A 25,781-nucleotide genomic window follows, 5' to 3' on the forward strand; every position below is an offset into this window, starting at 1 on the left:
AATCCTGCTTCAGCGGCATTCTTGGTGAGTATCGTCACGCGATAGTCGGTGACGAGACATGCTTGCCGTTTTGTTCGGCCAAGTCTCGGAAGCGTTGGGCGACCTCTCTGCGGGTGTTGATTCCCCATTTTTCGTAAATGTGACGGATGTGGGTGACCACGGTGTGAGGAGACAGGGCCAGGTCCAGTGCGATCTGCTTGGTGGTCAAGCCGGCCGCAATTCGTTCGGCGACCTGATGCTCGCGCAGAGTCAGTCCGCTGGTGTCCTCGACTTTCGATTTCAAGCGGGTACGCACGCCCCTGTGCCGCAACGTTTGCAGAACTCGGCTGGCTGCCCGCGTTGCACCCGATCCTTCGTAGATGTCCAGCGCCCGCACCAACGCGGTGGTCATGGCTTCTTTGTCGAGCCCGTACAGGACTGCGCATTCCAGCAGCTGCGCCTCGACCAATGGCCGACCGGCAGATTGCAGCGGCACGACGGCGTTTAGCAGCTTTTTCGCGGAACGTTCGCGGATACCATCCGTAGCGGCTGCAACCGCTTGTACGAGGTCGTTCCCGGGATTTCGAGTAGCTCGGTCCTTGGTGACGTCGACGATCACGTCAAGGGGTGCTGTTTCGCCCAGTTCTGAGCAGACGTATGCCAGCGTGATGTCGTCGGCGAAGTCTGCGGGTGTGTTCATCGAGGGGATGGGGTCCGTCAACGATTCGCGCGCAAGCGCGGACAGGTCGTATGCGGTGTAGAGGTCGCCTGCAACGATTGCTTCGATGGCGAGACTCCATCGTCCGGTCCTGGTCAAACCTGTGCTGCGCGCAAGTTGTTCCACGAGCGGGCGCGTGGATTCGAGTAGTTCGTTGTCGCCTGTGTAGATCGCGACTCGGTGAAGCACGATGCCCGCGGTGGCGTTCGTGAAGTCGCCAAGACCCAGGTCCGACGCGAGGTCCAGAACCGTCTCGGCTTGTGTTCGTGCTTCTTCGAGACGTCCGAGGTCGAAAAGTGTACGTGCGCGCACCATCATCCAGTAGGCCTCGGCGATCACGTTGCTCGCTACGCTTGCCTCGATCAGCCCTGTTTCGATGATTCTCAGCGCTTCCACACCGTGGCCGAGGCTGTTTCGCATGAACGCCATCCACAGACCTTCAGGGAGCCAGAGACCGACGGCATTCCCGTCCCGGACCATGCGGTCGAGGGCTTGCCGTTGCAGCCTGTCGGCCGCGTGAAATTGGTTTTGGTTGAACAGCAGCACCGATTCGGTGGCATCGATCGTCGCGAGTGCCAGGCCGTCACGTTCGTCGTCGGCAACCTCGCGTGCTTCTTGGAGGCTTCGACGTAGCCCGACTGCATCGGCTTTGTTGGCGTAGTTCAGTGCACGAACTGCTAGGAGCTGGACTTTCGTCTCGTCGGAGACTCCTGGAATTGCCAGTGCTGCGGTCGTCTCGTCGATAGCCCTCTGGAAGTCGGACTCGGTGAGCTGGCGGGCGACGGCCAAACCCACGCGAGCGCGTGAGTCCGGGCTGAGCAGTGGCAGCAGCATGTTGCTGATCTGGCCGGCGTCGTCCGGTCGGCCCGCGGCGAGGACGAGCGGAAGCAACTCCGCGATCCGCTCGGCGTGTAATGTCCGGCCCACGGCCAGGCGTGCACCGTGGATAATCAGGTCTGCCGCGCCCTGCGTATCGGTAGTCGACAGTTTGCTCGCCGCGTCGAACAGCAACTCGATGGAATCGTCGTCCCCGGCCTCGGCGACCGAGGCAATCATCGCCGCCAGAGCGCTGACACTCTCGCCCGAGTGCAGGCGTTTGTGCAGCACTTCTCTGCCCATCGCTCGGCGCAGACTCGGTGGCAGGCTGTCGGCGGCAGCCGCCTGCACGGTGTCGTGACGAAACGCGAACTTTGTTCCCGTGTCGACGATGAATTCGTGATTGAGCAACTCCTGGATCGCCGGTGCCGCCGAGACCGCTGTCTGGTCGAGAACTTCGAGAACACCCTTGATCGTGAACTCGCGGCCGTAAAGACTGGCGACTTGGGCGATACGTAGGGCGTCCGGGCTCACATGGGTCAGACGTTCGCGTGCCGACGTCCCGAATCGGGCGGGAACGGTGTCGTCCACGATCTCGATCTGCCCGTCGACAGGAACGAGCAGTCCCTCTTCTTCGAGCCCGCGGAGCATCTCGAGAACCAGAAGCGGAAGGCCCTCCGCCTTCTTGACCGCGTCCTGCAACCCTGGTCCTGCGGCACCGCCGACTGCATCTTGTGTCATCGTTCCGACAGCCAGTTTGCTGAGCGGAGGCAATTCGAGAGGTGTTGTGAAGCTGGCGATTTGCGACATGAATCGTTGATGGGCAGCACTGTAGACGCCAGTGCGGGTAGCCAGAATCCAGTAGACGGGAACACCCTGTGTATCGCGGATCAAGGCGGTGATGGCGCCCAGGGAACCTACGTCGAGCCACTGAAGATCGTCGATGGCGACCACCACGCCGGCGTCCCTGGATGCGATTTCGAGCGCATCGGAGAACAGTCTGGTCAGCCCGTACTGCGGAGACGCGCCAGCCAACACTGATTCCAACTGATCGGGGCTGAACAGTTCACTTCGGAGCCCAGCGTCGATCAGTGCGCCCAGGGGGATGAGAGACGATTCGATCTCCGGGGCGACGACCATCGTTGAAAGTCCACGTGATGTCGCTGCCTCGAGTGCATATTGAAGCAGACGGGTTTTACCGATTCCCGGATCGCCGACCAGTACCGTCACCGACCGTCTGCCGGACAGCGTCTCGTCGATTCCTAAACCGATCGCCCCAGTTTCGCGTACGCGCCCACGAATCGGGAAGTTGAAACGTCCGGACGACTTTCCCGATGACAAGCGGACTCTGGAGGCCGGTACCTCAACGTTGACCTCGGCTGCCTGGTCCCCGGCATCCACCGTCTTCTTGGTCACCACGCACCGCCCCCACTCTCCAGAGATCCGCTGGATACACACCCGATGACTGACCACCGACCCGACCGCGAACTGTCGAGGTGATGCTCATCCGTGTCCCGATACCGTCGTCCGATTTTAGATAACAACCACGGTGGTTGCCGCATCAACCATCACGCTGGGTGCGTTCATCAGTCGAGGGACGCGTCACAGATGCGGTGACGGGGGTGAATGAGTCCTTCTTCGTGCAGATCGGGCAACTGTGCGGTGGGCATCCTCCCTGCCAGGTGGTGTGGGGACACCCAACGTCCGCGGTGCGGGTTCGCCAATATCGCCTGCCGGATCTCGACCAACCACCGGGTATTTCAGCGAGTCATTTGCATCAGGACGCACCCGCCCGCTGACCGGTCTAGTAGGGCGACAGGACGTACCCGAACGGACCTGTTCGAAGGCATTCGAAGGAGAGAGCAGCCATGGCATCGACGGACGCACCACATCATGAAGAACCCTCACTGGGTAACCCGGACCTGCCGCCGGAAGGGGTCATCAACACAGTCGGCCACCCCATGAGCACGCAGATGACCGGCCCGCGAAACCCGGTCATGGACAGCCAGTTCCCGAATCAGATTTACCCTCCAGCAACAGATGTCAGTACGCAACCGTTCTTCTGGTCTTCGTTCAACATCTCCTCGCGGCGTATTCAAGCGGGGGGATGGGCGCGCGAACTCACCAAGCAGGATTTTGCGATCTCCGACGAGATCGCCGGTGTGAACATGTACCTCGAACCGGGAGGTATACGAGAGCTCCACTGGCATCAGACCGCCGAATGGGCAGTAATGACCCGCGGAAAGTGCCGTGTGACCACGATCGGCCGTAATGGCCTCCCCAGCGTCGAGGACGTCGAAGAAGGCGATCTGTGGTTTTTCCCGGCCGGGACACCCCATTCACTGCAAGGACTCGGACCGGACGGGGCAGAATTCGTTCTCGCTTTCGACAACGGTGACCAGTCCGAAAGCAACACCCTGCTGCTGACCGAATGGTTCGCCCACACACCGCCAGAGGTGCTCGCGAAGAACTTCGGCGTCGCTCAGGAAGTATTCAAAGACATTCCCCTGCATAACCTTTGGATCTTCCCCGGTGACGAACCAGGGCCCCTAACCGACGATCAGGCCGCTGCCGGCGTCGAATGGGGAACCGAGCCAGTGATCTTCCGGCTCTCCCGGTCCAAGCCTCTGATCGAGAACAGCGGCGGGAGCATCCAGGTCGCCGACAGCACGAACTTCCCGATGTCGAGTACGGTCGCCGCGGCGCTGGTGACCGTGCAACCAGGATCGATGCGCGAGCTGCACTGGCACCCTAACGGCGACGAGTGGCAGTACTATCTCCGCGGATCGGCCCGGATGACAGTGTTCAACACCGGGCCACATGCCAACACCACCGACTTCCGTCCGGGCGACGTCGGCGTAGTTCGTAAGAACTACGGTCACTACGTCGAGAACACCGGTGACGACGTGCTGCAGTTCATCGAAGTGTTCAGGACGGACAAGTACGAAGAGGTCTCGCTCGCCAACTGGCTGAGCCATATTCCGCCTTCCTTGGTGGCTGCACACTTGAACATCGACGAAGCAACATTGGCGACATTCCCGCGCGGCGCGCAAGGAATCACACCGCTACGGTGACAGGCCATTAGGCGGGACTCCGGGTTCGTTGTCGGGGCCCACCCGGCGTCCCGCCACTCAGTCATGCCGACGAGGTGTCGCCGCAACGTACCAACGTGCATCGCTCACGAAGGCGGAGCGGTCTGACCTGTTCGAGTTGCGCCGTCGTTCGTTCCGAATTCGAGTCATTCGACCGAAGCGATATCACCGAGGTTCTGGAGAGAATCGATGGTATGGAAGATAATGGGAAAGTCGTCGCGCATGTCGTTCGGGGCGCTATCGCCGGCGCCTTGGGCACAATCGCCATGGACCTGCTGTGGTTCGAGCGCTACACACGCTCTGATGGCAAAGCGTCGTTTCTGGCGTGGGAGACGTCCGCTGGGCTGGACAGCTGGACGGATGCTCCGGCGCCGGCAGCGGTTGGCCAAATCATCGCGAAGCGAATCTTCCATCGAGACCTGGCACCGACGCATGCACGGACAGCCAGCAACGCGATGCACTGGGCAACCGGCATCGGCTGGGGCATGCTTTACAGTGTCCGAGGTCCTAACCGTCTGAACAGTCCTATTGTCGCCGGGGCGCTCTTCGGCACGATGGTGTGGCTGCAGTCCTACGCGGTGCTCGGCACACTTCGGTTGTACAAGCCAATCTGGCAGTACGACGCGAGAACACTGTGCAAAGACTTGAGTGCACACCTGGTGTACGGCGCCACCACCGGTTCGACGATCTCGATCCTCGCCGGTTATCGGTGAGTTGAATGGACTGCGTGACGCGGATCGCCGCGGCGCAGAATATCCGCGGCGTACAGCTGCCCGTGAACACTCGACTCTCGAACGGATCCGACCAAGTTTCCTCGGTCTGTCAAGACGCGATGTAGTCAAATCGGAACGGACTGCTCGCCGCCCGAACTTGCATGGACTACGTCAGACCACGGAAGTCGCTCGACCCCGGAATCGGCTCAACACTTACTCAACACTTTGGAGCCAACGCGGGTGGACCTACCCAGCCGCCGGTGGACACTCGATCCCAGGAATCGCCAGCTCAAACGGTCTATGTGGATCCAGGTTGATCCGCGAAATCCTTCGAGCTACTACCAAGAGGTTAGGGGTTCGAATCCCTTCGGGCGCACAACAGAAGCCCCCGAGCTGCCATCAGCGGCTCGGGGGCCTCTTCGTTCTATTCGTCCCGATCGTTGTTCTGGAACTCGTCGGCGACGTTCGAGACAGCCTCCGCGGGACCGGACTCGTCGTCGTCCCGTGTGTCCGGGTCGCTCTTGGACACGCTCGACTCGGGCAGCCCCTCGTCGGTGTAGCGCTTGGCTTCGTCGATGGCCTCTTGTGCTCGTTCGATCTTGTCCGTCACGGTGTTCCTCCTTCGAGTCCACGTACGTCCGAAGCGGATACCCGAAGGCGCGGTACTTATGTCTCACAGCGGCCACGCGCGTTTGCCGGAATCCCGAACCGGGCACAGTCCAGTCATGAGCGACAACACCAAAGTCACTGTCGAACGCGTCATCGAAGCGCCCGTCGACGCGGTTTTCGACGTCCTGTCCAATCCGGAGCGTCACCCGGCGCTCGACGGCTCCGGCTTCGTCCGCAGCGTCGATCACGCCGATCGGATCAAGGCCGTCGGCGAGAAGTTCACGATGAACATGCAGGGTGACCACATGGGCGGCGAATACCAGACCGACAACCACGTCACCGGTTACGCGAAGGACAAGCTGCTGGCGTGGAAGACCGCTCCTGCCGGAACCGAGCCTCCCGGTTGGGAATGGTTGTGGGAGTTGGAGTCTCAGGGACCGAACGAGACATTGGTGCGCCACACCTACGACTGGTCGAACGTGACCGACAAGAAGCTGCTCGAGCAGGTGAAGTTCCCCCTCGTCACGAAGGAGCAGCTGACGGACACCCTCGGGCGACTCGCAGCCGAAGCCACGTCCTGATACGCGCCTACCCGTGCCGCCCTCTGTACTCCGCTTCAGCGCCGGGGTGCAGGGGGACAGCGCCCGTCATGATCAACGACTGGGCGTCGAGAAACTGGCTCCCGATCGCCTGCCGAGGAACCAGAGCCGACGATCGATCGAGCAACAGATCCACCAGGCGCGCGGCCGTCCGGTCGGGAACGCTGGAACGTGCTAGCAGCAGGTTCGGTATCCCGACCGTCGTCACGGCCGCGTGCCGTCCGTAGACGTCGACGGGCACGGGAACAGCCTCGTACGCGGTACCGAACCTGCGCCTCAGATCGGCGACAACAGTGCTCAGGTCGAGCAGTCGAATGTCGATGGGCGGATCCGCGAACGCAGGGGTGGGTAGTCCACCCGCCCACATGACCGCGTCGATCTCGTTGGCGGACAAGGCTCGTGCGGCATCCTGCATCGACAGCTGAATCACCTCGACGGTGCCCGGCGCGGACAGGCCGGCCGCGTCGAGCACTCTCTCCGTCACCAGCGCGGCGCCGGATCCGACGGCCCCGCCACTGACTGTTCTGCCGCGGAGATCGCTCGCCGCGTAGACGGGTGAGTCGTGACGCACGGCGATCTGGAAGTAGTTCTCGTAGACGCAGCCGATGGCTGTGAGGTCGTCGCCGATGCTCTCGTAGGCGGTATCGGCGAGAGTCATTGCCAGATCGGCACTTCCGGACCGAAGTGCGTCGAGATTGTCGACGGAACCCGCCGTGGTGATCGGAACGATTCGTGCCGCGTTCGCTTCGGCGGCAGCGTCGGCGAGAAGGCCGGAGAATTCCCAGAAGAACCCGCCGACTTCTCCGGCGGCAAGACGTAACTCGGGAGATGACCCCGATGAGCATGCTGCGGCGGCTGCAGTCGCCGCAAGAAGCCCCGCCGCCCGCAGAGCCGTTCGGCGATCGAACAGATCTGCGGGTCGGGACATGGTCTCTACTCTAGGACTGGCTCGCGTACGCCCGACCTTGCTCTCGGTCCAGCACGGTCTCGGACTTGTTGCGCAGCACGAAGATGTACACGAGAAGCGACACGGCGATGACGACCGTCACGTAGACGATGAACCACGGAACGTGCCCGCTGTTCTTGGCGGCCTGGTAGATCAACGGAGCCGTGCCACCGAACGCGGAGTTCGCGAGGGCGTATCCGAGTCCGACGCCCAGGGCGCGAATGTGCGACGGGAACAGCTCGGCTTTCACGATCGCGTTGATCGACGTGTAACCGGTCAGGATGACGTAGCCGACGCAGACGAGTGCGAGCGATTCGACGACCGACGTGGCGGTCGGCAGGTAGGTGATCAGCACGTAGGTGTAGACGACGCCACCGATTCCGAAGAACACGAGCAGCGGCTTGCGTCCCACCTTGTCGCTGATGAGTCCGCCGATGGGTTGCAGCAGCATCAGGAAGACGAGACCGAACAGATTGATCCACGTGCCGGTCATGCCCCGGTCCTCGTACGCGGTCTTGACCATGGCAGGCGCGTTGACGCTGTAGGTGTAGAACGCGATGGTGCCACCGATCGTCACGCCGAAGCAGACCAGCAGCGGACGCCAGTACCGGACGAGCAGTTCCTTCATCGAGCCGGACGACGTGTCCTGCCCGGCCTTGACGGCGTCGAGCTGATCCTTCGTGAGCGACTCGTCCATGCTGCGACGCAGCCAGAACACCACGACCGCTGCGACACCACCGATGAGGAACGCGATTCGCCAACCGAACTCCTCGATCTGGTCGCGATCGAGGAAGACCTGCATCAGCAGCAGCGTCACCTGGGCGAGGACGTGCCCACCGATCAGGGTGACGTACTGGAACGACGAGAAGAATCCGCGGCGCTCACGCGTCGCCGCCTCGGACATGTACGTCGCCGACGCACCGTATTCGCCGCCGGTGGCGAAGCCCTGGACGAGTCTGCACAGGACGAGGATCACCGCGGCCCACACGCCGATGCTCTCACGTCCCGGCGTCAGGGCGATGACCAGCGAGCATGCCGCCATCAGAGAGACGCTGAACGTAAGGGCGGCGCGTCGACCGTTGCGGTCGGCGTAGCGTCCGAAGAACCACGATCCGACGGGTCGCATCAGGAACGTGACCGCGAAGATCGCGTACACGTACACGGTCGAGTTCTTGTCCTCCGAGTCGAAGAACTGGCTTTCGAAGTAGCTCGCGAAGACGGTGTAGACGTAGACGTCGTACCACTCGACGAGGTTGCCCGACGACCCGCGCAGTGTGTTGAACACTGCCCGCCGGGTGGCGGCTGGGGACGAGACCGGCGGGTTCGACGGTGAACCTGCGGTCGGGGTGGCCTGGTTGGCCATGAGGCGTTCCTTCCACGTGATGCGGGTGAGAGGGTGAGTTTCCGGACGAGGCCGCTAACTCAGGTGTCACCACTGTGAACGAAGCCACAGCCTCGAAGGAAATCATTCCGGCTTTCCTAACAGTCCCTTAGGAAAGTACGTCGCCGACCGGAATCTCGAGATCGATTCGCAGTCCCGACGGCTCGTTCGCGCTGACCGTCGACGTTCCGCCTGCCCGCTCGACGAGTGCATGCACGATGGCAAGCCCGAGACCTGTTCCCGAGCCATGCGCGTCGGACGACCGGTAGAAGCGGCGAAACAGCATGGGCAGTTCTGTCTCCGGCACTCCCGGTCCGGTATCGGCCACCCAGATCGAGGTGCGAGAGGTGGTGGAACGGCACCCGATCTCGACGCGCGCGCCGGCGCCGGCGTACTTCGCCGCGTTGTTCAGCAGCGCGTCGAGGATACGGACCAGGTCGTCCTCGCGGAGCGCGGCCTGGCGTGCCTCGTCGACGACGACGTGTATGTCCATGCCCGCAGAAGTCATTGTGCTCGACCAGAATTCGACGCGATCGTCGATCACTGCTGCGACATCGCACTCCACGGGCGGATCGTCGCGACGAACGGGCGCCTCGGCGGCGGCGAGTGCGAGAAGGTCCGCGACGATGGAATCGAGACGGTCGACTTCGAGCGTCGTCTTGCGATGGACGTCGGCCGCGGATTCCGGGATCTTCATGCCCAACAGGTCGAGCCGCATTCGCACCGCTGCCAACGGGTTTCGAAGTGCGTGCGCTGTGTCGGCGACGAGTCGACGCTGGGCCGCGGTTGCTGCCTCGACGTCGTCGGCCATGGCGTCGAAGGCCTCGGTCAGTTCGCGGACCTCCGGCGGTCCGAGGTAGTTCCCGGCACGAGATTCGGTGCGGTCACGAGGTAGGTCGAGCTGCGGTGGAAACTGTTCGACGAACTTGTCGCCGAACGAATGGACCCGAGTGGACAACTGGGTCAACGGCCGAATCACCCAGCGCGACAACGCCGCAGCGATGGCGGTGACGGCGACGAGTACCAGCACTGCTCCCAGCGCGATGACCAGCCAGGCGCGGGCGACGTCCTTGCGTGCGGCGTCGGTGGACGCATCGATGACGACGGCGCCGTCGACCTGTGCACCCACCCCGACCGGGGCCGCGATCAACACCGAGGATCGAGACCACGGTGTCAGACTCGACGGGACGTCTCCTCGTTGATTGCGCAGTGCCCCGGTGATGGCCTCCTGTATCTCGGGGCTGCTCACGTCGAGTCCGGACGACGCACGAACTGCCCCGGTGCGGTCGACGACGGCCGCTCCTTCGTCGTAGAGATCGTGGTAACGCGCAACTGCTTCTCGCAGTCGTGGAAGCCCTGAATCACCCTCGCGTGAACTGAGATTGGCGAAAAAGGTCGCCGCCGCGTCGCGGCTCTCGCCGAACCTCTGTGCGCGTTCCTGCCCGACCAGCACTGCGAGAGGCGCGGCAAGCCCGAGGACGACGACCGTCGAGAAGATCACGAGTACCGCAAGAACACGCAGGCGCACGTCAGGTGTCCCAGCGGTAGCCGAACCCGCGGATCGTCACGATCGCGCCAGGGCGTCCGAGCTTCGAACGCAACGCCGTCATGTGGACGTCGAGCGTGCGTGAGATGGCCACGTACGCGTCGCCCCAGATGGAGTCCATCAGTTGTTCCCGGCTGACGGCTTCACCGCGCCGCGTGACGAGGTGCGCCAGTAGTTCGAATTCCTTGTTCGTCAGCGACACCGGCCGGCCGCCGACTTCGACGCCACGTCCCGCGAGATCGACGACGATGTCACCGAGAACCAGCGCGTCGGCATCGGGTTCCGTCGACGCTGCATGCTTGCGTGCTGCGACTTCCAGGCGAGCATGGAGCTCGCCCAGTCGAGCAGGCTTGACGACGTAGTCGTCGGCCCCGCCCCGCAGCGCGCGGACCACCGAACGCTCGTCGTCCCGCGCGGTCAACACGACGACGGGCACAGCGCTCAGCGTGCGGAGCTTGCGCAAGGTCTCCAGCCCGTCCATGTCCGGGAGACCGAGGTCGAGCAGTACGAGATCGACGGTGCGGTATCCGAGGAGCAGGTCCGCGCCGCGCCGCATCCGGGTCGGTGTGTGGCCGACTTCTCGCAGGGCATCGACCAGCGCGTCACCTACGCCGTCGTCGTCTTCCACCACCGCGATTCGCATCGGTTTCAAACTAGCTCACGCCGAACCCGCACCGATGCAGACGTGAACGGGCATCTCGACTGCGACGTCAATGGACGGCGACCAGTTGCCGTGAAACGTCACCGAGAGGACAGTGACGACATGCTCCCTGTTCTCGATCTGTCGACCGCCGAAACCGACCCCGATGCGTTTCGTGTCTCGCTCCGTGAGGCAGCGCACGAGTCGGGATTCTTCTATCTCATCGGCCATGGCGTAGGCACCGACCGCATTCAGGAGGTGCTCGGACTGGCACGTGAGTTCTTCGCACTGCCGCAGGAAGCGAAAGACGAGATTAGTCAGTTGAAAAGCCCTCAGTTCAGGGGGTACTCGAGGTTGGGCGGTGAGTTGACCAACGGCCGCGTCGACTGGCGTGAACAGATCGACATCGGACCCGAACGAGACGTCGTCGTCGACGCGAAGGGCTACTGGAATCTGCAGGGCCCGAACCTGTGGCCGTCGGCGCTTCCGCGATTCCAGGCGGCGTTCGAGGCGTGGAACGACACGCTGTCCGACGTCGGGCTCAGGCTCCTGCGTCACTGGGCGGTGTCACTCGGTGCCGAGGAAGGGCATTTCGACGACGCTTTCGCCGATCTACCGGCGACATTGCTGAAAGTCGTTCGCTACGAGGGTACTTCGGACACGTCCCAGGGCGTCGGCGCACACAAGGACTCGGGCGTGCTGACGCTGCTGCTCGTCGAGCCTCGATCCGAGGGTCTGCAGGTCGAGCTCGCACCGGGCGAATGGGTCGACGTGCCGCCGGTCGACGGCGCGTTCATCGTCAACATCGGCGAACTGCTCGAGGTAGCGACCAACGGCTACCTCCGCGCTACGCAGCACCGCGTTCGCGCGCCCCGTCCGGGTACGGACCGTCTGTCGATCCCGTACTTCCTGAACCCGGCGCTCGACGCGAAGATCGAGATCATCGAGCTCCCGTCGGACCTGGCAGCGCACTCGCGCGGCGTCGAGGCCGACCCGGACAATCCGATCTACGACACGTACGGCGAGAACGCGTGGAAATCGCGAACCAGGGCGCACCCCGATGTCGCGAAGCTGCACCACGGGATAGAACCCGCAGGTGCACCGTCGTCGTACTGAACGCGCGCCACCGTGGCCGACGGGAAGCGACTCACCTCACGGTTCGTGACGACGCCGTGACTCGAACAATCGGGTCATCCCCATCGCCGTCGTGATCGCACCGAGCACGAGGACGAGGGCACCGGCGACGACGTTGGACCAGATCATTCCGGGTGTCGTCGATACGTCCGAGATGACCCAGGGCGAGACGATGAGCCAGATCCCGAGTATCGGCACGACGAACGACATCCCGTGTGTGCGTCCGTAAGCAGCGCCGAAAGCCAAGGCCAGGACGGCAACCGTCAGTCCGCACATCAGGTTCGACAGCGTGAGGTTGTTGGCGCCGGCTATGGACGGTATCAACGCGCCCGCATTGTCGAACCCGCCGAAACCGACGATCCAGGGCGAGGCCGCCGCGTACAACCCGGACAGCATCAACAGGCCGTCGGTCACCTGTCCTGTCGGCCGTCCGAATGCTTCGTCGTAGTGATCGCGCAGCGCCGCGATATCGGGATGGTTGTGCATGGATAGATTCGCCGATGTCGACATGGATCTCATCTCCTCGAGGGGGTGGAGGGTCGATCGACGTGGGTCGGCCCACACGTGTATCACGTACCGTTCAAGCCAACTCCCACAACGAGATTCGGGCTAGGGTCGAAGGTCCCGCCGGTCAGGGGAGGGGCGCCCACCATCGCAACGTCGTTCCGCCCGACTCGCTCGCCGGACCGATCGTCATGTCACCGCCGCATTCCTCGGCGCGGCGTCGTAAATTCCTCAGTCCGCTCGCGGACACGCTGTCGGGAATGCCGCGCCCGTCGTCGGTCACGTCGATAGTCAAATCGTCGCCGACCGTGATGGTGACGACGATCGTCTTGGCGTTCGCGTGTCGGACGCAGTTGCTGATCGCCTCACGGAGGACAGCCAGTGCATTGGCGGCGAGAGACGCGCCCACGACCGACAACGGGCCGCTGACCCGTACCGTGGTTCGTAAGCCGGAGTCGTCGACCATCTCGTCGATTACCTCGTTGATCTGGCGTCGAAGTACGTCGGCGCCGTGATCGACCGATTGAAGATCGAAAATCGCAGACCTGATGTCCTGCACCGTGTCCTGCAGATCGTCGATCGTGGTGGCGAGGCGGCTCTTGATTTCCGGCGAGGATGCACGCTGCGCCGTGCTCTGCAACGAAAGGCCGGCGGCGAAAATGCGTTGGATGACGTGATCGTGCAGTTCTCTCGCAATTCGTTCGCGGTCCGAGAGGACGTCGAATTCTCGCAGGCGCCGTGCCGAGTCCGCGGCCTGGACTGTCAACGCGGCTTGATCACCGAATGCGGTGATCAACTCCAGTTGCATATCGGTGAAGGGCTCCGCGTCCTGCCTGCGTAACACCACCAGAACGCCTGTCACGCGATCACGTGCCCGAAGGGGAGATATGAGGGCGGGACCGTACTTCTCCGGAACGCCCGCGGTCACATCATACTCGAGCTGCTCGGTGCGAACGGGCCGTCCCGAACTGAAGGACGCCCCGGACGACGAGCCGTGAACGGGAATAACGGTACCCAACACGTCTTCGTCGAACGTCGGTGATCGCCCCGACGCGACACGCACGATCAGCTCTGTCGTGTCTTCCGGGGCGGCATCCGAATTCGCCGGCACGGCAATGAATGCCACATCTCCCGATGTCAGATCACACGCCTTGTTCGCCACGGACTGCAGTACGATGTCCGGGTCGGTGCCCTCGAGCAATTCGGTGGCTATGTCACGCGTCGCCTCGATCCAGGATTGCCGCGTGCGTGCTTCCTCGTACAGCCGCGCATTCTCGATTGCGGTTCCGGCTGCGGACGCCAGTGCCAGTAGCACGGACTCGTCGTCATCGGTGAATTCCTGTCCGTCGTGCTTCTCCGTCAGATACAAATTGCCGAAGATTTCGTCCCGAGTTCGAATGGGAACGCCGAGGAAGGTTCTCATGGGCGGATGGTGAGCTGGGAACCCGATGGAAGACGAATGTGCCGACAGATCGCGCAGACGAAGCGGCTTCGGATCGTCGATCAGCAGCCCGAGTACGCCACCGCCGGTGGGTAGAGTTCCGATCTCGGCCGCCGTTTTTTCGTCGATGCCGTCGAAGATGAAGGAACGAAGATCGTGATTCTCACCGCGAACTCCGAGTGCGCCATATTTCGCGTCGACCAATTCGATTGCCGACTTCACGATCGCACGCAACGTTGCATCGAGATCGAGGCTCGAGGAAATGGCCAGCATGGACCGAAGCATACCGTCGAACTGCTCGCGCGCCTGCGTGATCTTGCCGATGTGGTCACCGAGTTCGCCCAGAAGTTCATGTAGACGCATCTGCGAGAGCGTGTCTTGCAGATCTTGTGCAACCGCCCGCCTGTCGGCACCCCCTGTACCCGCCATTTCTTCAGTATGCGCGTGAAGAATGACGGGCGGAACGGGGTCGGAAACAATTCTGAAAGGTCAGTCGTACATTTTCGACGCGTAGACTGCTGCCTGCGTCCTTCTCTCCATTCCGAGTTTGGCAAGGAGTCGTGAAACATAATTCTTGACAGTTTTCTCCGCCAGGAACATACGCTCGGCAATTTGACGATTGGTCAAGCCTTCACCGAGCAGTCCCAGCAGAGTCCGTTCGCGGTCGGTCAGGTCTGCCAGCGGCCCCTGCTGCTCGTCGTTCGAACGCAGCTTTTCCATCAAGACTGCGGCGGCTCTGTTGTCGAGTAGCGACTTGCCCATTCCGACGTCCTTGATCGCCGACGTCAGGTCCATCCCTTTGATGTCCTTGACGATGTATCCCTTGGCGCCGGCGAGTATCGCGTCGAGCATCGCCTGGTCCTCGGTGAACGACGTCAACATCAGACAGTTCAGATCCGGCATCGTCGACATCAGCTCGCGGCACAGCTCGACGCCGTTGCCGTCGGGCAATTGAACGTCGAGTACGGCGACATCGGGGCGTAACGCAGGGATGCGGGCGAGGGCGTTACTCATCGAACCGGCCTCACCGGTGACGGTCAGCTCCGGGTCCGAATCGATGAGGTCGATGAGGCCACGACGAACGATCTCATGATCGTCGACGAGGAATACAGTGATCACGGCTGCTCCTGAAGATTCACCTGTGGAGGAAAGCATACTGACGTACTCGGCGGTGCACGCTGGAACAAGTCCCCGAAATCGATGACGATGGCCCCTGTCGAGGTGTGCGGGCCGCGTCGACAGTGGAGAAGTCGGCGGCGCCTCGTCGCGCCGACTCGGCTGTTCGTGTCGATTCAGGGAGGCCGCCAGTGAACGTCGGACCCGATGCGGCCGTGGTCGCGATGCTCGTCGAACTCGCGTGCCGCGCACCCTCGGTACACAACAGTCAGCCATGGACGTGGAAGTACTCGAACGGGTGCCTCGATCTCTACTCCGACCGAACCAGATTGTTGGACGTGATCGATCCCATGGGTCGGCAGATGCTGATCAGTTGCGGTGCGGCGCTGGATCATCTGCAGAAGGCCGCCGAAGCATCGAGGTGGACGACGGAGATCGAGACGTTCCCGACGCCCGGTGGTTCGCGTCATCTCGCGCGGATTCGCTTCGTGCCGGGCGCTCGACCTCGTTCGCACGAGTTCGACCTCTTGACGGCGATCAACCGGCGCTACACGGACCGTCGACCGTTCGGCGCGGTGCGTCGGGATCTGGTCGTCGGCGCGGAGATGCGTCGCGCAGCCGACGTCAACCAGACGATTCTGAGCGCGTTGACCGACGGTGCGAGGCAGGTTCTCGAAGGGGCGTCCAAGACCAGCGCGAACACGAGGAAGTACGACGCGACGTATCAGGCCGAACTGAAGTGGTGGTCCGGTCACTCGTTCGATGTGGACGGTGTTCCGCCCCATGCGCTTTCGGACCGTGCGACGGCGACCGCCGTGCGGATGGGCCGCGACTTCCCGGTTCGCGACGGCGGTGACCAGGTCCCGCCCGAGGACGCGTCGACCGTCTTGTTGATGGCGACCAGGGGCGACGAACCCCTCGATTGGCTGCGGTGCGGACGAGCTCTGTCCGCGGTGCTTCTCGAGGCGACCGTGCGTGGATTCGCGACGTGCTCCCTCACGCATCTGACGGAACAATCCAGCAGTAGAGCGATCGTTGCGTCGCTCGCGCCGCACGGCGGAATTCCGCAGGTCCTCGTTCGCATCGGCACTCCTACGGCGGGAACACCTGCAATTCGTACGCCGCGACAGAAGGTGTCGTCGGTTCTGTCGATCGAGGGGCCCCGTCAGCGGGTGTCCCGTACGACTCACCGTTAGTGGGCGTGGTGCAGGGAGGCGACAGGGACGACGATCGTGGGCGCCGAAGAATGATGCAACACAGCGCGACTCGTGGATCCGGTGAAGACGGAGGCCATGGCGCCCCGGCTCGGTGAGCCGACGACGATCGATTGCGCGTGCCCCGATTCCTCGATGATGGCATGCGGCGCCTTGTCCGTGACGACGGCGGGCGATACCGGGACCGACGGGTAGCGTTCCGACCACGGCGCCGTGACCTCGGTGAGCCACGACTCCACCGGCGGACCGGGATCCAGGCGATATTCGGTGTCGGCACGCGCATGGACGACCCTCAGGCCGACGCCGCCGCGCGACGCCTGATCGAACGCGACCGCCAGGATCGCGTCGTTGTTCACCGAGATGTCCAGGCCCACCACCACGGGGAGGTTCGCCGAGTCGGGTTTCGTCTGCCGATACCCCTCCGGAACGCGAACGACAGGGCAGTGTGCATGTGCGGCAACGTGATCGCACACGGAACCGAGTACGCCGCGGGCGAGGCTGCCGGCACCCCTCGAGCCGGCCGCCTTCGACCCGACGACGACCATCCACGCGTCGCGCGCGTAGTCGGTCAGAACGTCCGCAGGACGTCCTGCGGCGAGGACTTTCTCGATCGAAAGCGACTCGCCTGCAACGCTCTCCGCGGCGATACGACTTCGTTCCAGAGTGGAACGTGCGCGGGATCGTGCGCTCGCCACACGGCCGCCGCGCAAGTTGATCGCATCGGAGAACGAACCTTCGATTCCCGGGTCGGCGTGTACCAACACCAGCGTGCCTGCACGCGACGCCGAGTCCGCTGCAGCCCACCGCACTGCACCGACACTCGCCGGAGAATCGTCGACACCGACAACAGTCGCGTTCTCTTCCGCGGCGCTCCCGTGTGTCATGGATTCATCCTGAGGCCACGCTCGCCCGGCGCGATAGGGACTTCCGACCCACCGTTCGGGACGTTCCGCCCATCGAGCTTTTCCGAACCGACCATTTCCGCCCGAAATTTCATTATGATCGAGCCGCTCGGTACCGGCGTGAGATTCGGTAAGGGGAAGCCATGCGGGGTCGTTCGAAATGGATCGTGTCGGCAGTGTCGCTCGTCCTTGTCGCCGCGACGGGGTGCAGCTCGTCGTCGGAATCCGGTGACAGCGGCGGCAATTCGACGTCCGAATCCTCGACCACCGAGTCCTCGACGGCGGAAGCCGAGCCGTCCTACGTCGCACAAGTCCAGGCGACTATCGACAAGGCAATGACCGACAACGTCATCCCCGGCGCCGTCGTGACCATCGAGTCGCCGACGCAAGGAAATTGGACGGGCACCTTCGGAACACAGGTCATCGGTGAAGATCGCCCGATGACGGCCGACGAGTACTTCCGGTTCGGAAGCAACACCAAGACCATGACGTCGACGGTCATTCTTCAACTCGCGCAGGAGGGAAAACTCGCACTCGACGACCCCATTGCCAAGTACGTGGAGAACGTCCCGAACGGTGACCGCATCACCATCGCGCAGTTGTCCGAGATGCGTAGCGGACTGTACAGCTACAGTTTCGATCCCGCGTTCAACGCGACGCTCGACAACGATCCGCAGAAAGCGTGGACGCCGGAAGAGCTGCTCGCGATCGCGTACTCGCATCCGGTGAACTTCGAACCGGGTGCCGAGTTCGAATACAGCAACACCAATATCGTCCTTCTCGGTCTCGTCATCGAGAAGCTGACCGACATGACGGCTGCAGAAGCGTTGCAGCAGAGGGTCTTCGAACCACTCGGCATGAGTCACACGTCTCTTCCCGTCGCCACGGATTCGTCGATACCCGATCCGCACCCGCAGGGCTATTCGTTCGGCACCAACGTGTCCACGATCGACACGTTCGAGCTGCCCGAACCACAGCGAACGGAAGCTCTGGAGGGAACACTGAAACCGAACGACGAGACGGACATGAACCCGTCGTGGACCTGGACGGCGGGCGGCGCGATCTCCACGGTCGGCGACATGGTCACGTACACCAAGGCTCTCGTCGACGGCGGTCTGCTGAACGACGACATGCAGAAGACGAGGCTGGACAGCATTCAGCCCATCGAGCCGCAAGCCCCGGAAACCGCCGGATACGGATTGGGCATCGCGAGATTCGGCCCTGCGCTGCTCGGCCACGACGGACAGATTCCAGGTTTCATGACGGTCGCCGTCAACGACCCGAACTCGGATCTGACCATCGTCATCGCAACCAACCTCGCCACCGTCCCGACGGGGGAGGGGTCGGCTCTCGTGTTGCTGAAAGCGATCATCCCGACGTTCTACGGTGCGGGAGCAGGCACCGGCGGCAACCCGGCGAGCGTTCCCGAGCGCACGGACGAGCAGACGCCCTCGTCCAGCACCGAAGCGCCGAGCACGTCACCGTCGACCCCGGCAGCGCCGACGCCTACTCCGTGACCTCGTCGCCGATCGGCATGCGGCCCACGCCCCAGCTGCGTTCGATGTAGCCGACGACGGACTCGATGTCGGCTGCGGGAACACTGTCGGGCTCGCCGTTCTCGAGCGGATCGGTGTGGAAGATGTAGAGCCGAGAGGCGAACTGTTCGAACGGAAGTGAGCCTTCGCCGGGTCGCTCGCCGTTCCCGGCCGTTCCGACCACGACGCCGTCGCCCCAATCCTGGCCGCTGTCGTTGTTGGGATTGAAGAAGTAGACACGCATGACGGCGTCGGGATCGAGTGCGACGCGCAGGATCGTGATGGCATGCCAGCCGACGTAGCGCCCCGCGGTGTCGGTGACTGCGACACCGGCCGGCTGTGGGTGGATCAGGCGCTGCCCGCCGTTGTAGTCCAGGTGGTACGACGCGTAGAACCGGCGCAGGAAATCCTCGACGTCGATCAGATTGCCGGTCGCCACGTCCACGTCGATGTGGAAACCGCGCGCCGACCACCACCCGTGGAACTCGGGATTGATCCAACGATGAGGGTCGCCCGGTCGGTCCGCGCACCGTCGGCCCATCTCCGCATAGATCCGGTCCAGGTGAGGCACCAACAGTTGGGACACGGGGTCGAGGTCGACCGGTGACGTCGTCGCGACTCCGCTTTCACTGTCCTTGGACGAGAGCGGTCGGCCCTCGAAATGCATGACGATCTCGTCGTCGCGTGCAGCCCAGACGACCATCTGCAGCAGGTAGTCGGGGTCGTTGTACGCCCACATCGACAGGGCGCGTGCCGACTGGCACGTCGGATTGTCACCCTGACCGATGCCGAGCGGCTGGCCCAGCATCGACAGCAACCCGCCCAGCAGCCGTGACTCCGGCTCCGGCGTCGGGCCGAAGACGTCGACGAGACGCTGTCGAACGTCGGGCGCGAGTTTCAATGCCAGCTGACGCCACAGCGACGGGACGACCGGCGGCGCGTGGAGGATGCCGCGGTCGAGCATCAGTGCGATTCCGTAGAGGCATTGCGCAGTCTCGGGGTGGACGGCCTCGCCGACGAGTGCGTGGATCAGGTCCTGATATCGCTGCAGGCAGGTTCGACCGGTCTCCGAGACGCCGAGGGCCTCGGCGAGAAGATACGGATTGTGTTCGATCAGAAAGCGCGTCAGCGTCGCGTGGTATGGCGACACGAGACCCGTGTCGTGCATTGCTCGTGCGAATCCGCGCGCCTCGAATTCGAGGCCTTCGGTGTCCATCGCGCCCAGACGGGAGCGGTAGACGTCGACGCCCGGATCCTCGCGGCACGCCTCGGTCGGGCCGAACAGAGCCGAGATCAATCGGTCTAGTCCCTGGCCCGCTGCGTTCAGTTCGACGTCGGGATCCTCGCGGTACACCGCGATCCGAGTGACCATCGCCTTGACGTGATCGACCTGAATAGGCCTCTGACGCAACATGCGCCAGATCTCCTCGGTGAGCTCACCCAGCACACTCTCGTAGCCGATCTGGTCTGCCACGTACCCGAACAGGTCGCGAATCAGATGTGCGACGCGTCCGAGCCGGACTCGCTCTGCCTCGGACGGCGGCGAGAACAGCACATCGAGATTCATCGCAAGTATCTGCGACAGAAAGCGTTTCGCGTCCTCGGCCGTGATCGCAGGATGCTCGTAGTCGCCGGCGGCGATGGCGACCAAGCGAAGTTCGCTGGCCGCTTCCAGGACCACCGTGTCGACGACGCCACTGCGCAGACTCGGTCCGACGTATGCGGGAACCAGGATGTCGGGCTGCGCCCAGTCCGTTCCGAGGAACAGCCCGGCGTCCTCGAGACCGGCGGCACGCTCGCGCACCGCGGCGCACCCACCCGGCTGCGTCAGGACCCGATGCAGGGCGTCGAGGACCCGGCGCACCTTCGTTGCCTTGGAGAAGTCCGGCGCGGCTGCCATCGCCTCGGTGGCGTGATCGAGTTGAGCGACGCGTGACAGCAATGCCTGGTCGACGGGGGGATCCATCGTCTGCGATGGACCTTGCTCGGCGTTCCCGAAATCCTGCCTCACACGTAGAAGTCCAGTTCTTCCTGATGTTTCAGTAGGTCGCGCATCCGGTACGGGTCGTCGCCGAAGAAGTACAGCAGACCCCAGTGCGTGCCGAAGGCCGTCCGCTTGGTGACGGTCTCCTCGACCGGTGCCGACAGATCGTTCGTCTCGTAGTAGTCGTGTTCGGCTGTCTCCGTGGGGATTTCCAGCTGGCTGACGACGCGTCTACGCGGATAGACACCGAAACATCCGGCATGACCCGTCGCGTCGACGACCTCCTTCGGGAAGAAGGCGTCGATTTCCTCCTCGGTGGTCTTCGGGTCGAACGCCAGCGCGAGGCCCTGGTACGCGTTGAATCCGTACGCCCGCTCGAGGAGTTCGAACACCTTGAAACCCGGTGGCCGATAGGCAACTTCACCGAAGTACATCTCACCGTCGCTCGTGACGAAGTACTCGGGATGGATGAATCCGAACTCGATGTCGAACGTCTTGATGAGCTTCTCGATCTGAGCGGTGATCTGCGGCCGGTACTGCTCGAGCTCCGGTGTCGCAGGCACGAACACCGAGTAACCGAGCGTCACGTACTCGGAGATGTTGAGGAACTTGATCTTTCCGTCGTGGATCCACGCTTCCACCGCGAACTCCCACCCGTCGAGGTGGGATTCCATCAGCACCGGAAACTCCTCGTCCGGGATCGCGTCGACGTCGTCGGGCGTCCTGACGACGCGGTGTCCGAGGCACCCCGCCTTGTCGAAGGCCTTCAAGTGGATGGGGTCGTTGGGATCGCCGTCGAGTTTGAGCAGTGTCTGGTTGACCCGTCGGAGGAATCGAATGACGTCCTCGCGGTCGTGCGCTTCCTCGAAGATGCCGACGCGAATGCCGCCCAGCTGAGCGCGGCGCTTCATCAGCGACTTGTCGCGTAACAACATGGCCTGGCCGAACAATCGGGGATTGCCGAGGAGCACGGAGTTGATCGCACCCGCCCATTCGACGGTCTCCTCGTAGAGCGGGATCGCGACGTCGACTCCCTTGTCCTGCAGTGTCTCGGCGATCTCCAGGGAGCGGTCGTTGAGCCGCTCGAAGTTCCACGGAATGTACGGGATGTCGTGCTCGGTGCAGTATTCCTCGGCCCATTCGGGGGCGACGACGACGTATCGCCGGTCGAAGGCGTCGAGCGCCTCGACCGCAGCCAGACTCCAGCCCAGTAGTGCGACGTAGCCCTTCTCCGGATTCTTCTCCAGGCGGGTGGGCTGCGGCATACGAGGTCCTTTCCGTCGGCGAAATCGAGTCAGGTCAGTCCGACCCACCGTACATAGCGGTGCTCGTCGTGCCGAGAGCCCTATGCTGTGTCGATGCCGAGAACGAGCGCGGGACTGTTGCCGTTCCGGCGGCGTGGCGACGTCGTCGAGGTCCTGATAGCGCATCCCGGCGGGCCGTTCTGGGCGCGCAAGGACGACGGGGCGTGGTCGGTCGTCAAAGGCGAGTACACGGACGAGGAACCGCTGGTCGCAGCGAAGCGGGAGTTCGTGGAGGAAACCGGCCTCGCGGTGCCCGTCGGCGAGTTCGTGCCGTTGCCCGAGGTGCGGCAGCGGGGCGGAAAGGTGGTGACGGTCTTCGCGATCGAAGCGGACATCGACGTCACCGACGCGGTGAGCAACACCTTCGAGATGGAGTGGCCACCGAAGTCCGGGAAGATGCAGTCGTTTCCCGAGATCGACCGCATCGAGTGGTTCGCGCTCGCGGACGCGCGGGTCAAGCTGCTCGCCGCGCAGGCTGTCCTGCTCGACGTGCACTTCCCACCCGTGCGCGGATAGTTGCAACCGGCTCAAACTATCCGCGCACGGGTGCGGAGCGCCTTGACGAGGCGCGCTCGACCGTGCGAACCTGAGCGCACAGTCCGACCGAGCGATCGCTCGGTGCGTAACGAGCCCGAGGAGCACATTCGTGTCCATCGATCTGACGTACTCGCCCGAAGTCCAGACATTGATCGACAAGACACGAACCTTCGTGCGCGGCGAAGTGCTGCCCATCGAGGACAAGTTCTTCGGAAACATCGCCGACGCAGGCGGCGACGAGCTGCGCGTCCAGATGCAGCAGGCAGCGAAGGACGCCGGCGTGTTCGCCCCGCACGCGCCCGTCGAGTACGGCGGCGCCGGGCTGAACATGAGCGATCGAGCACCGCTCTTCGAGGAGGGCGGGTACTCGCTGTTCGGTCCCGTCGCGCTGAACATCGGCGCCCCGGACGAGGGCAACGTCCACATGCTCGCGCACATCGCCTCGGCCGCACAGAAGGAGCAGTTCCTCGCACCGCTCGCGGCGGGTGACATGCGCTCGGCCTTCGCCATGACAGAGCCAGCCCCGGGTGCGGGATCGGACCCGTCCGCGCTCACGGCCGCTGCGGTCAAGGTCGACGGCGGCTGGAAGATCGACGGCCACAAGTGGTTCATCACCGGTGCCGACGGCGCCGGCTTCTTCATCATCATGGCCCGGACCGCGGGCAAGCCCGGTGATCGCGGCGGTGCGACGATGTTCCTCGCGCCCGCGGACACCGAGGGCATCAAGGTCGGCCGCCATATCGGCACCCTCGACAAGGCCATGATCGGTGGCCATTGCGAGGTGTACTTCGACAACGTCTTCGTGCCGGACGAGAACGTTCTCGGCGCCGTCGACGAGGGGTTCGCCTACGCGCAGGTGCGTCTCGGCCCGGCGCGCATGACGCACGTGATGCGGTGGCTCGGTGCGTCGCGTCGAGCGCACGACATCGCCGTCGCGCACGTCGCGCAGCGCGAGGGGTTCGGATCCAAGCTCGGTGACCTCGGCATGATCCAGAAGATGGTGGCCGACAACGAGATCGACATCGCCGCCACGCGCGCACTGTTGGTCCAGGCGTGCTTCGCGCTCGACCAGGGCTCGCATGCGGGCAACGAGACGTCCATCGCGAAAACGTTCGCAGCAGAGGCGATCTTCCGCATCGTCGACCGCAGCATTCAGATGTGCGGTGGACTCGGCGTGTCCGACGACCTTCCGCTCGCGCGTCTGTCGCGCGAAGTGCGTCCGTTCCGCGTGTACGACGGCCCGTCCGAGGTTCATCGTTGGGCCATCGCCAAGCGCGTCGTCGGTGCCGCCAAGAAGGCTGCGCGATGACCGAGCTTCCCGGAATGGACGTTCCGGCCCTGACGAAGTTCCTGATCGACAACGGAATTCAGCTCGTCGGTGACCTGCAGGTCGAGTTGATCAGCGGTGGCCGATCGAACCTGACGTTCAAGGCGTTCGACGAGAAATCCGCGTGGGTCGTTCGTCGACCGCCGACGAGTGGTCTGACACCGTCGGCGCACGACATGGCCCGTGAGTGGTCCGTCATGAGTGGCCTGCAGACGACCGATGTGCCGGTTCCTGTCACCGTCGCGTTCGACCCCGAAGGCACGGCACTCGGTGCGCCGACGACCGTCGTCGAATTCGACCCGGGCCGCGTGATCCGAACGCGGGAGGACCTCGAAAGCCTGTCCGACGACGAGATCGCATCCAACACATCCGAACTCGTCCGTGTCCTCGCCTCGTTGCATCGCGTCGACTACGCGTCGGTCGGTCTCGGGAGCTTCGGCAAGCCCGACGGTTTCGTGGCCCGACAGGTCAAGACCTGGGCGCGCCAGTGGGAGCAGGTCAAGACCAGGGACCTTCCCGACGTCGAGAAGCTGCGGGACAAACTGCAGGCTGCAGTCCCGGAAAGTCGAGCCGCGTCGATCGTGCACGGTGATTACCGGGTCGACAACGTCATCCTCGAGGCCGGCGATCCGGGTTCGGTTGCGGCCGTTGTCGACTGGGAGCTGTCGACGCTGGGTGATCCGCTCACCGACGTCGCGCTGATGTGTGTGTATCGACAGCCGTTCTTCGACGCGTTGCTCGGCTCGGGCGCGGCGTGGACGAGCGACAGGTACCCGTCGGCAGATGCACTCGCCGAGATGTACAGCCGCGAAGCCGACGCCGCGTTGTCCGACTGGAACTTCTACATCGCGCTCGCCAACTTCAAGCTCGGTGTCATCGGTGAGGGCATCTCGCACCGCGCGCGGGCGGGGTCGGATGCAGGATCGGGTGCCGAGCGTGCAGCCGAGGCGACGCACGAGTTCATGGCCGCGGGCCTACGAGCGATGGAGGGTAAGCAATGAAAACCGCACTGGTGACGGGTGGTTCGCGCGGAATCGGTCTCGGAATCGCGACGCGTCTCGCCGAACTCGGGTACGGACTGACCATCTCTGCGCGCAACGAGGGCACTCTGGAAGCATCGGCGAAAAGCCTCGTTGCTGCGGGCGCACCCGATGTCGCCACCGTCGCAGTCGATCTCGCCGATCGCGATGCGGCCGACACGATCGTGGACGCGCACAAGTCGCGCTTCGGGTCGATGAACGCCCTCGTGTTGAACGCGGGCGTCGGAACGGCAGGTTCGATCGCCGACTACCCGATGCGCCGATTCGACAAGACACTCGACGTCAACTTCCGCGCCCCCTTCCAGATCCTGCAGACGTCGATGCCGCTTCTACGGCAAGTCGCGCAGGAGGACCGGGAGCGAGGCGCGAAAGTCGTTGCGCTGGCGTCGCTTGCGGGCGTCTACTCCGAAGCCGGGCTCGCGGTCTACGGTGCGACGAAGGCGGCCATGCTGTCGCTCGTCGACACCCTCAACGCCGAGGAGAGTGGCAACGGCATCACTGGAACTGCCATCGCACCCGGATACGTCGACACCGACATGAGCGACTGGACCAAGGACAAGATCCCGGCCGAGTCCATGATTCGCGTCGGCGACATCGTGGAACTGGCCACCAGTGTGCTGAACCTGTCCTCGCGCGCAGTGGTACCGCGCATCGTCGTCACGAGGGCAGGGGCTGGGTTGGGGGCCTAGGACTTCCGGCATCGA

The 25,781-nt window shown here is 63.6% G+C and carries 22 protein-coding genes; 10 read left to right on the forward strand and 12 right to left on the reverse strand.

Features of this window, described 5'->3' with window-relative positions:
* Positions 1-34: 34 nt before the first annotated feature.
* A complete protein-coding gene (locus A3K89_RS06370) occupies positions 35-2,929 on the reverse strand; it encodes an ATP-binding protein (protein WP_167674245.1) in 2,895 nt (964 codons plus the stop codon).
* A 452-nt stretch (positions 2,930-3,381) separates the two neighbouring features.
* Here A3K89_RS06370 and A3K89_RS06375 point away from each other — a divergent pair, with 452 nt between their 5' ends.
* Together A3K89_RS06375 and A3K89_RS06380 are read left to right on the forward strand one after the other, a co-directional pair.
* Entirely contained in the window at positions 3,382-4,587 is a 1,206-nt protein-coding gene (locus A3K89_RS06375) for a cupin domain-containing protein (protein WP_068423391.1), read from the forward strand.
* A gap of 212 nt (positions 4,588-4,799) precedes the next feature.
* Positions 4,800-5,318, forward strand: coding sequence for a hypothetical protein (locus A3K89_RS06380; RefSeq protein ID WP_068423392.1), 519 nt, complete (start codon positions 4,800-4,802; stop codon positions 5,316-5,318).
* Between the two features lie 424 nt (positions 5,319-5,742).
* Here the strand turns inward: A3K89_RS06380 and A3K89_RS06385 are convergent, their stop codons facing one another.
* Positions 5,743-5,928, reverse strand: a complete 186-nt coding sequence (locus A3K89_RS06385) for a hypothetical protein (RefSeq protein ID WP_068423393.1) — start codon at positions 5,926-5,928, stop codon at positions 5,743-5,745.
* 115 nt (positions 5,929-6,043) lie between these two features.
* Here A3K89_RS06385 and A3K89_RS06390 point away from each other — a divergent pair, with 115 nt between their 5' ends.
* The gene (locus A3K89_RS06390; RefSeq protein ID WP_068423394.1) at positions 6,044-6,508 is read left to right on the forward strand and encodes an SRPBCC family protein; all 465 of its coding nucleotides are present in this window, start codon (positions 6,044-6,046) and stop codon (positions 6,506-6,508) included.
* 7 nt (positions 6,509-6,515) lie between these two features.
* On the opposite strand, the gene A3K89_RS06395 is transcribed toward A3K89_RS06390, so the two are convergent.
* From A3K89_RS06395 to A3K89_RS06410, 4 genes are all read right to left on the reverse strand, one after another.
* A complete protein-coding gene (locus tag A3K89_RS06395; protein WP_068423396.1) occupies positions 6,516-7,454 on the reverse strand; it encodes a TAXI family TRAP transporter solute-binding subunit in 939 nt (312 codons plus the stop codon).
* Positions 7,455-7,464: 10 nt separating this feature from the next.
* Entirely contained in the window at positions 7,465-8,835 is a 1,371-nt protein-coding gene (locus A3K89_RS06400; RefSeq protein WP_068423398.1) for an MFS transporter, read from the reverse strand.
* A gap of 127 nt (positions 8,836-8,962) precedes the next feature.
* Positions 8,963-10,381 carry a sensor histidine kinase gene (locus A3K89_RS06405; RefSeq protein ID WP_068423400.1) on the reverse strand — a complete coding sequence of 473 codons (1,419 nt, stop codon included), beginning with the start codon at positions 10,379-10,381 and terminating at the stop codon, positions 8,963-8,965.
* Between the two features lies 1 nt (position 10,382).
* Entirely contained in the window at positions 10,383-11,042 is a 660-nt protein-coding gene (locus tag A3K89_RS06410; protein ID WP_068423401.1) for a response regulator transcription factor, read from the reverse strand.
* Positions 11,043-11,162: 120 nt separating this feature from the next.
* On the opposite strand from A3K89_RS06410, the gene A3K89_RS06415 reads away from it, so the two are divergent.
* Entirely contained in the window at positions 11,163-12,155 is a 993-nt protein-coding gene (locus A3K89_RS06415; RefSeq protein ID WP_068423478.1) for an isopenicillin N synthase family dioxygenase, read from the forward strand.
* A 36-nt stretch (positions 12,156-12,191) separates the two neighbouring features.
* Here the strand turns inward: A3K89_RS06415 and A3K89_RS06420 are convergent, their stop codons facing one another.
* From A3K89_RS06420 to A3K89_RS06430, 3 genes are all read right to left on the reverse strand, one after another.
* Positions 12,192-12,683, reverse strand: coding sequence for an SPW repeat protein (locus tag A3K89_RS06420; RefSeq protein WP_068423403.1), 492 nt, complete (start codon positions 12,681-12,683; stop codon positions 12,192-12,194).
* 121 nt (positions 12,684-12,804) lie between these two features.
* Positions 12,805-14,481, reverse strand: coding sequence for a GAF domain-containing sensor histidine kinase (locus tag A3K89_RS06425; RefSeq protein ID WP_302050728.1), 1,677 nt, complete (start codon positions 14,479-14,481; stop codon positions 12,805-12,807).
* Positions 14,482-14,607: 126 nt separating this feature from the next.
* The gene (locus tag A3K89_RS06430; RefSeq protein WP_068423407.1) at positions 14,608-15,237 is read right to left on the reverse strand and encodes a response regulator; all 630 of its coding nucleotides are present in this window, start codon (positions 15,235-15,237) and stop codon (positions 14,608-14,610) included.
* Between the two features lie 188 nt (positions 15,238-15,425).
* On the opposite strand from A3K89_RS06430, the gene A3K89_RS06435 reads away from it, so the two are divergent.
* Positions 15,426-16,430, forward strand: a complete 1,005-nt coding sequence (locus A3K89_RS06435) for an Acg family FMN-binding oxidoreductase (protein WP_254303456.1) — start codon at positions 15,426-15,428, stop codon at positions 16,428-16,430.
* On the opposite strand, the gene A3K89_RS06440 is transcribed toward A3K89_RS06435, so the two are convergent.
* Positions 16,427-17,332 (reverse strand): universal stress protein, encoded by a 906-nt coding sequence (locus tag A3K89_RS06440; RefSeq protein ID WP_068423409.1) that lies wholly within the window; start codon positions 17,330-17,332, stop codon positions 16,427-16,429. The genes A3K89_RS06435 and A3K89_RS06440 overlap by 4 nt on opposite strands.
* Positions 17,333-17,493: 161 nt before the next feature.
* Between A3K89_RS06440 and A3K89_RS06445 the strand changes: the two genes are divergently transcribed.
* Entirely contained in the window at positions 17,494-18,867 is a 1,374-nt protein-coding gene (locus A3K89_RS06445) for a serine hydrolase domain-containing protein (protein WP_068423411.1), read from the forward strand.
* On the opposite strand, the gene A3K89_RS06450 is transcribed toward A3K89_RS06445, so the two are convergent.
* Both A3K89_RS06450 and A3K89_RS06455 read right to left on the reverse strand, forming a co-directional pair.
* A complete protein-coding gene (locus tag A3K89_RS06450; RefSeq protein WP_068423413.1) occupies positions 18,857-20,851 on the reverse strand; it encodes a hypothetical protein in 1,995 nt (664 codons plus the stop codon). The genes A3K89_RS06445 and A3K89_RS06450 overlap by 11 nt on opposite strands.
* Before the next feature lie 41 nt (positions 20,852-20,892).
* The gene (locus A3K89_RS06455; protein WP_068423415.1) at positions 20,893-22,134 is read right to left on the reverse strand and encodes an ATP-grasp domain-containing protein; all 1,242 of its coding nucleotides are present in this window, start codon (positions 22,132-22,134) and stop codon (positions 20,893-20,895) included.
* A 93-nt stretch (positions 22,135-22,227) separates the two neighbouring features.
* Here A3K89_RS06455 and A3K89_RS06460 point away from each other — a divergent pair, with 93 nt between their 5' ends.
* The 4 genes from A3K89_RS06460 (at position 22,228) to A3K89_RS06475 (ending at position 25,766) form a co-directional block, all read left to right on the forward strand.
* Complete coding sequence (locus A3K89_RS06460; protein ID WP_068423482.1) at positions 22,228-22,689, forward strand: NUDIX domain-containing protein; 462 nt, start codon at positions 22,228-22,230, stop codon at positions 22,687-22,689.
* A gap of 130 nt (positions 22,690-22,819) precedes the next feature.
* Positions 22,820-24,019, forward strand: coding sequence for an acyl-CoA dehydrogenase family protein (locus A3K89_RS06465; protein WP_068423417.1), 1,200 nt, complete (start codon positions 22,820-22,822; stop codon positions 24,017-24,019).
* Positions 24,016-25,038, forward strand: coding sequence for a phosphotransferase family protein (locus A3K89_RS06470; protein ID WP_068423420.1), 1,023 nt, complete (start codon positions 24,016-24,018; stop codon positions 25,036-25,038). Before A3K89_RS06465 ends, A3K89_RS06470 begins: the two co-directional genes overlap by 4 nt.
* Positions 25,035-25,766, forward strand: coding sequence for an SDR family NAD(P)-dependent oxidoreductase (locus A3K89_RS06475; RefSeq protein ID WP_068423422.1), 732 nt, complete (start codon positions 25,035-25,037; stop codon positions 25,764-25,766). The genes A3K89_RS06470 and A3K89_RS06475 overlap by 4 nt, the downstream gene beginning before the upstream one ends.
* The last annotated feature ends 15 nt before the right edge of the window (positions 25,767-25,781 follow it).

Origin of the sequence: Rhodococcoides kyotonense, assembly GCF_001645385.1 — a bacterium.
GTDB lineage: Bacteria > Actinomycetota > Actinomycetes > Mycobacteriales > Mycobacteriaceae > Rhodococcoides > Rhodococcoides kyotonensis_B.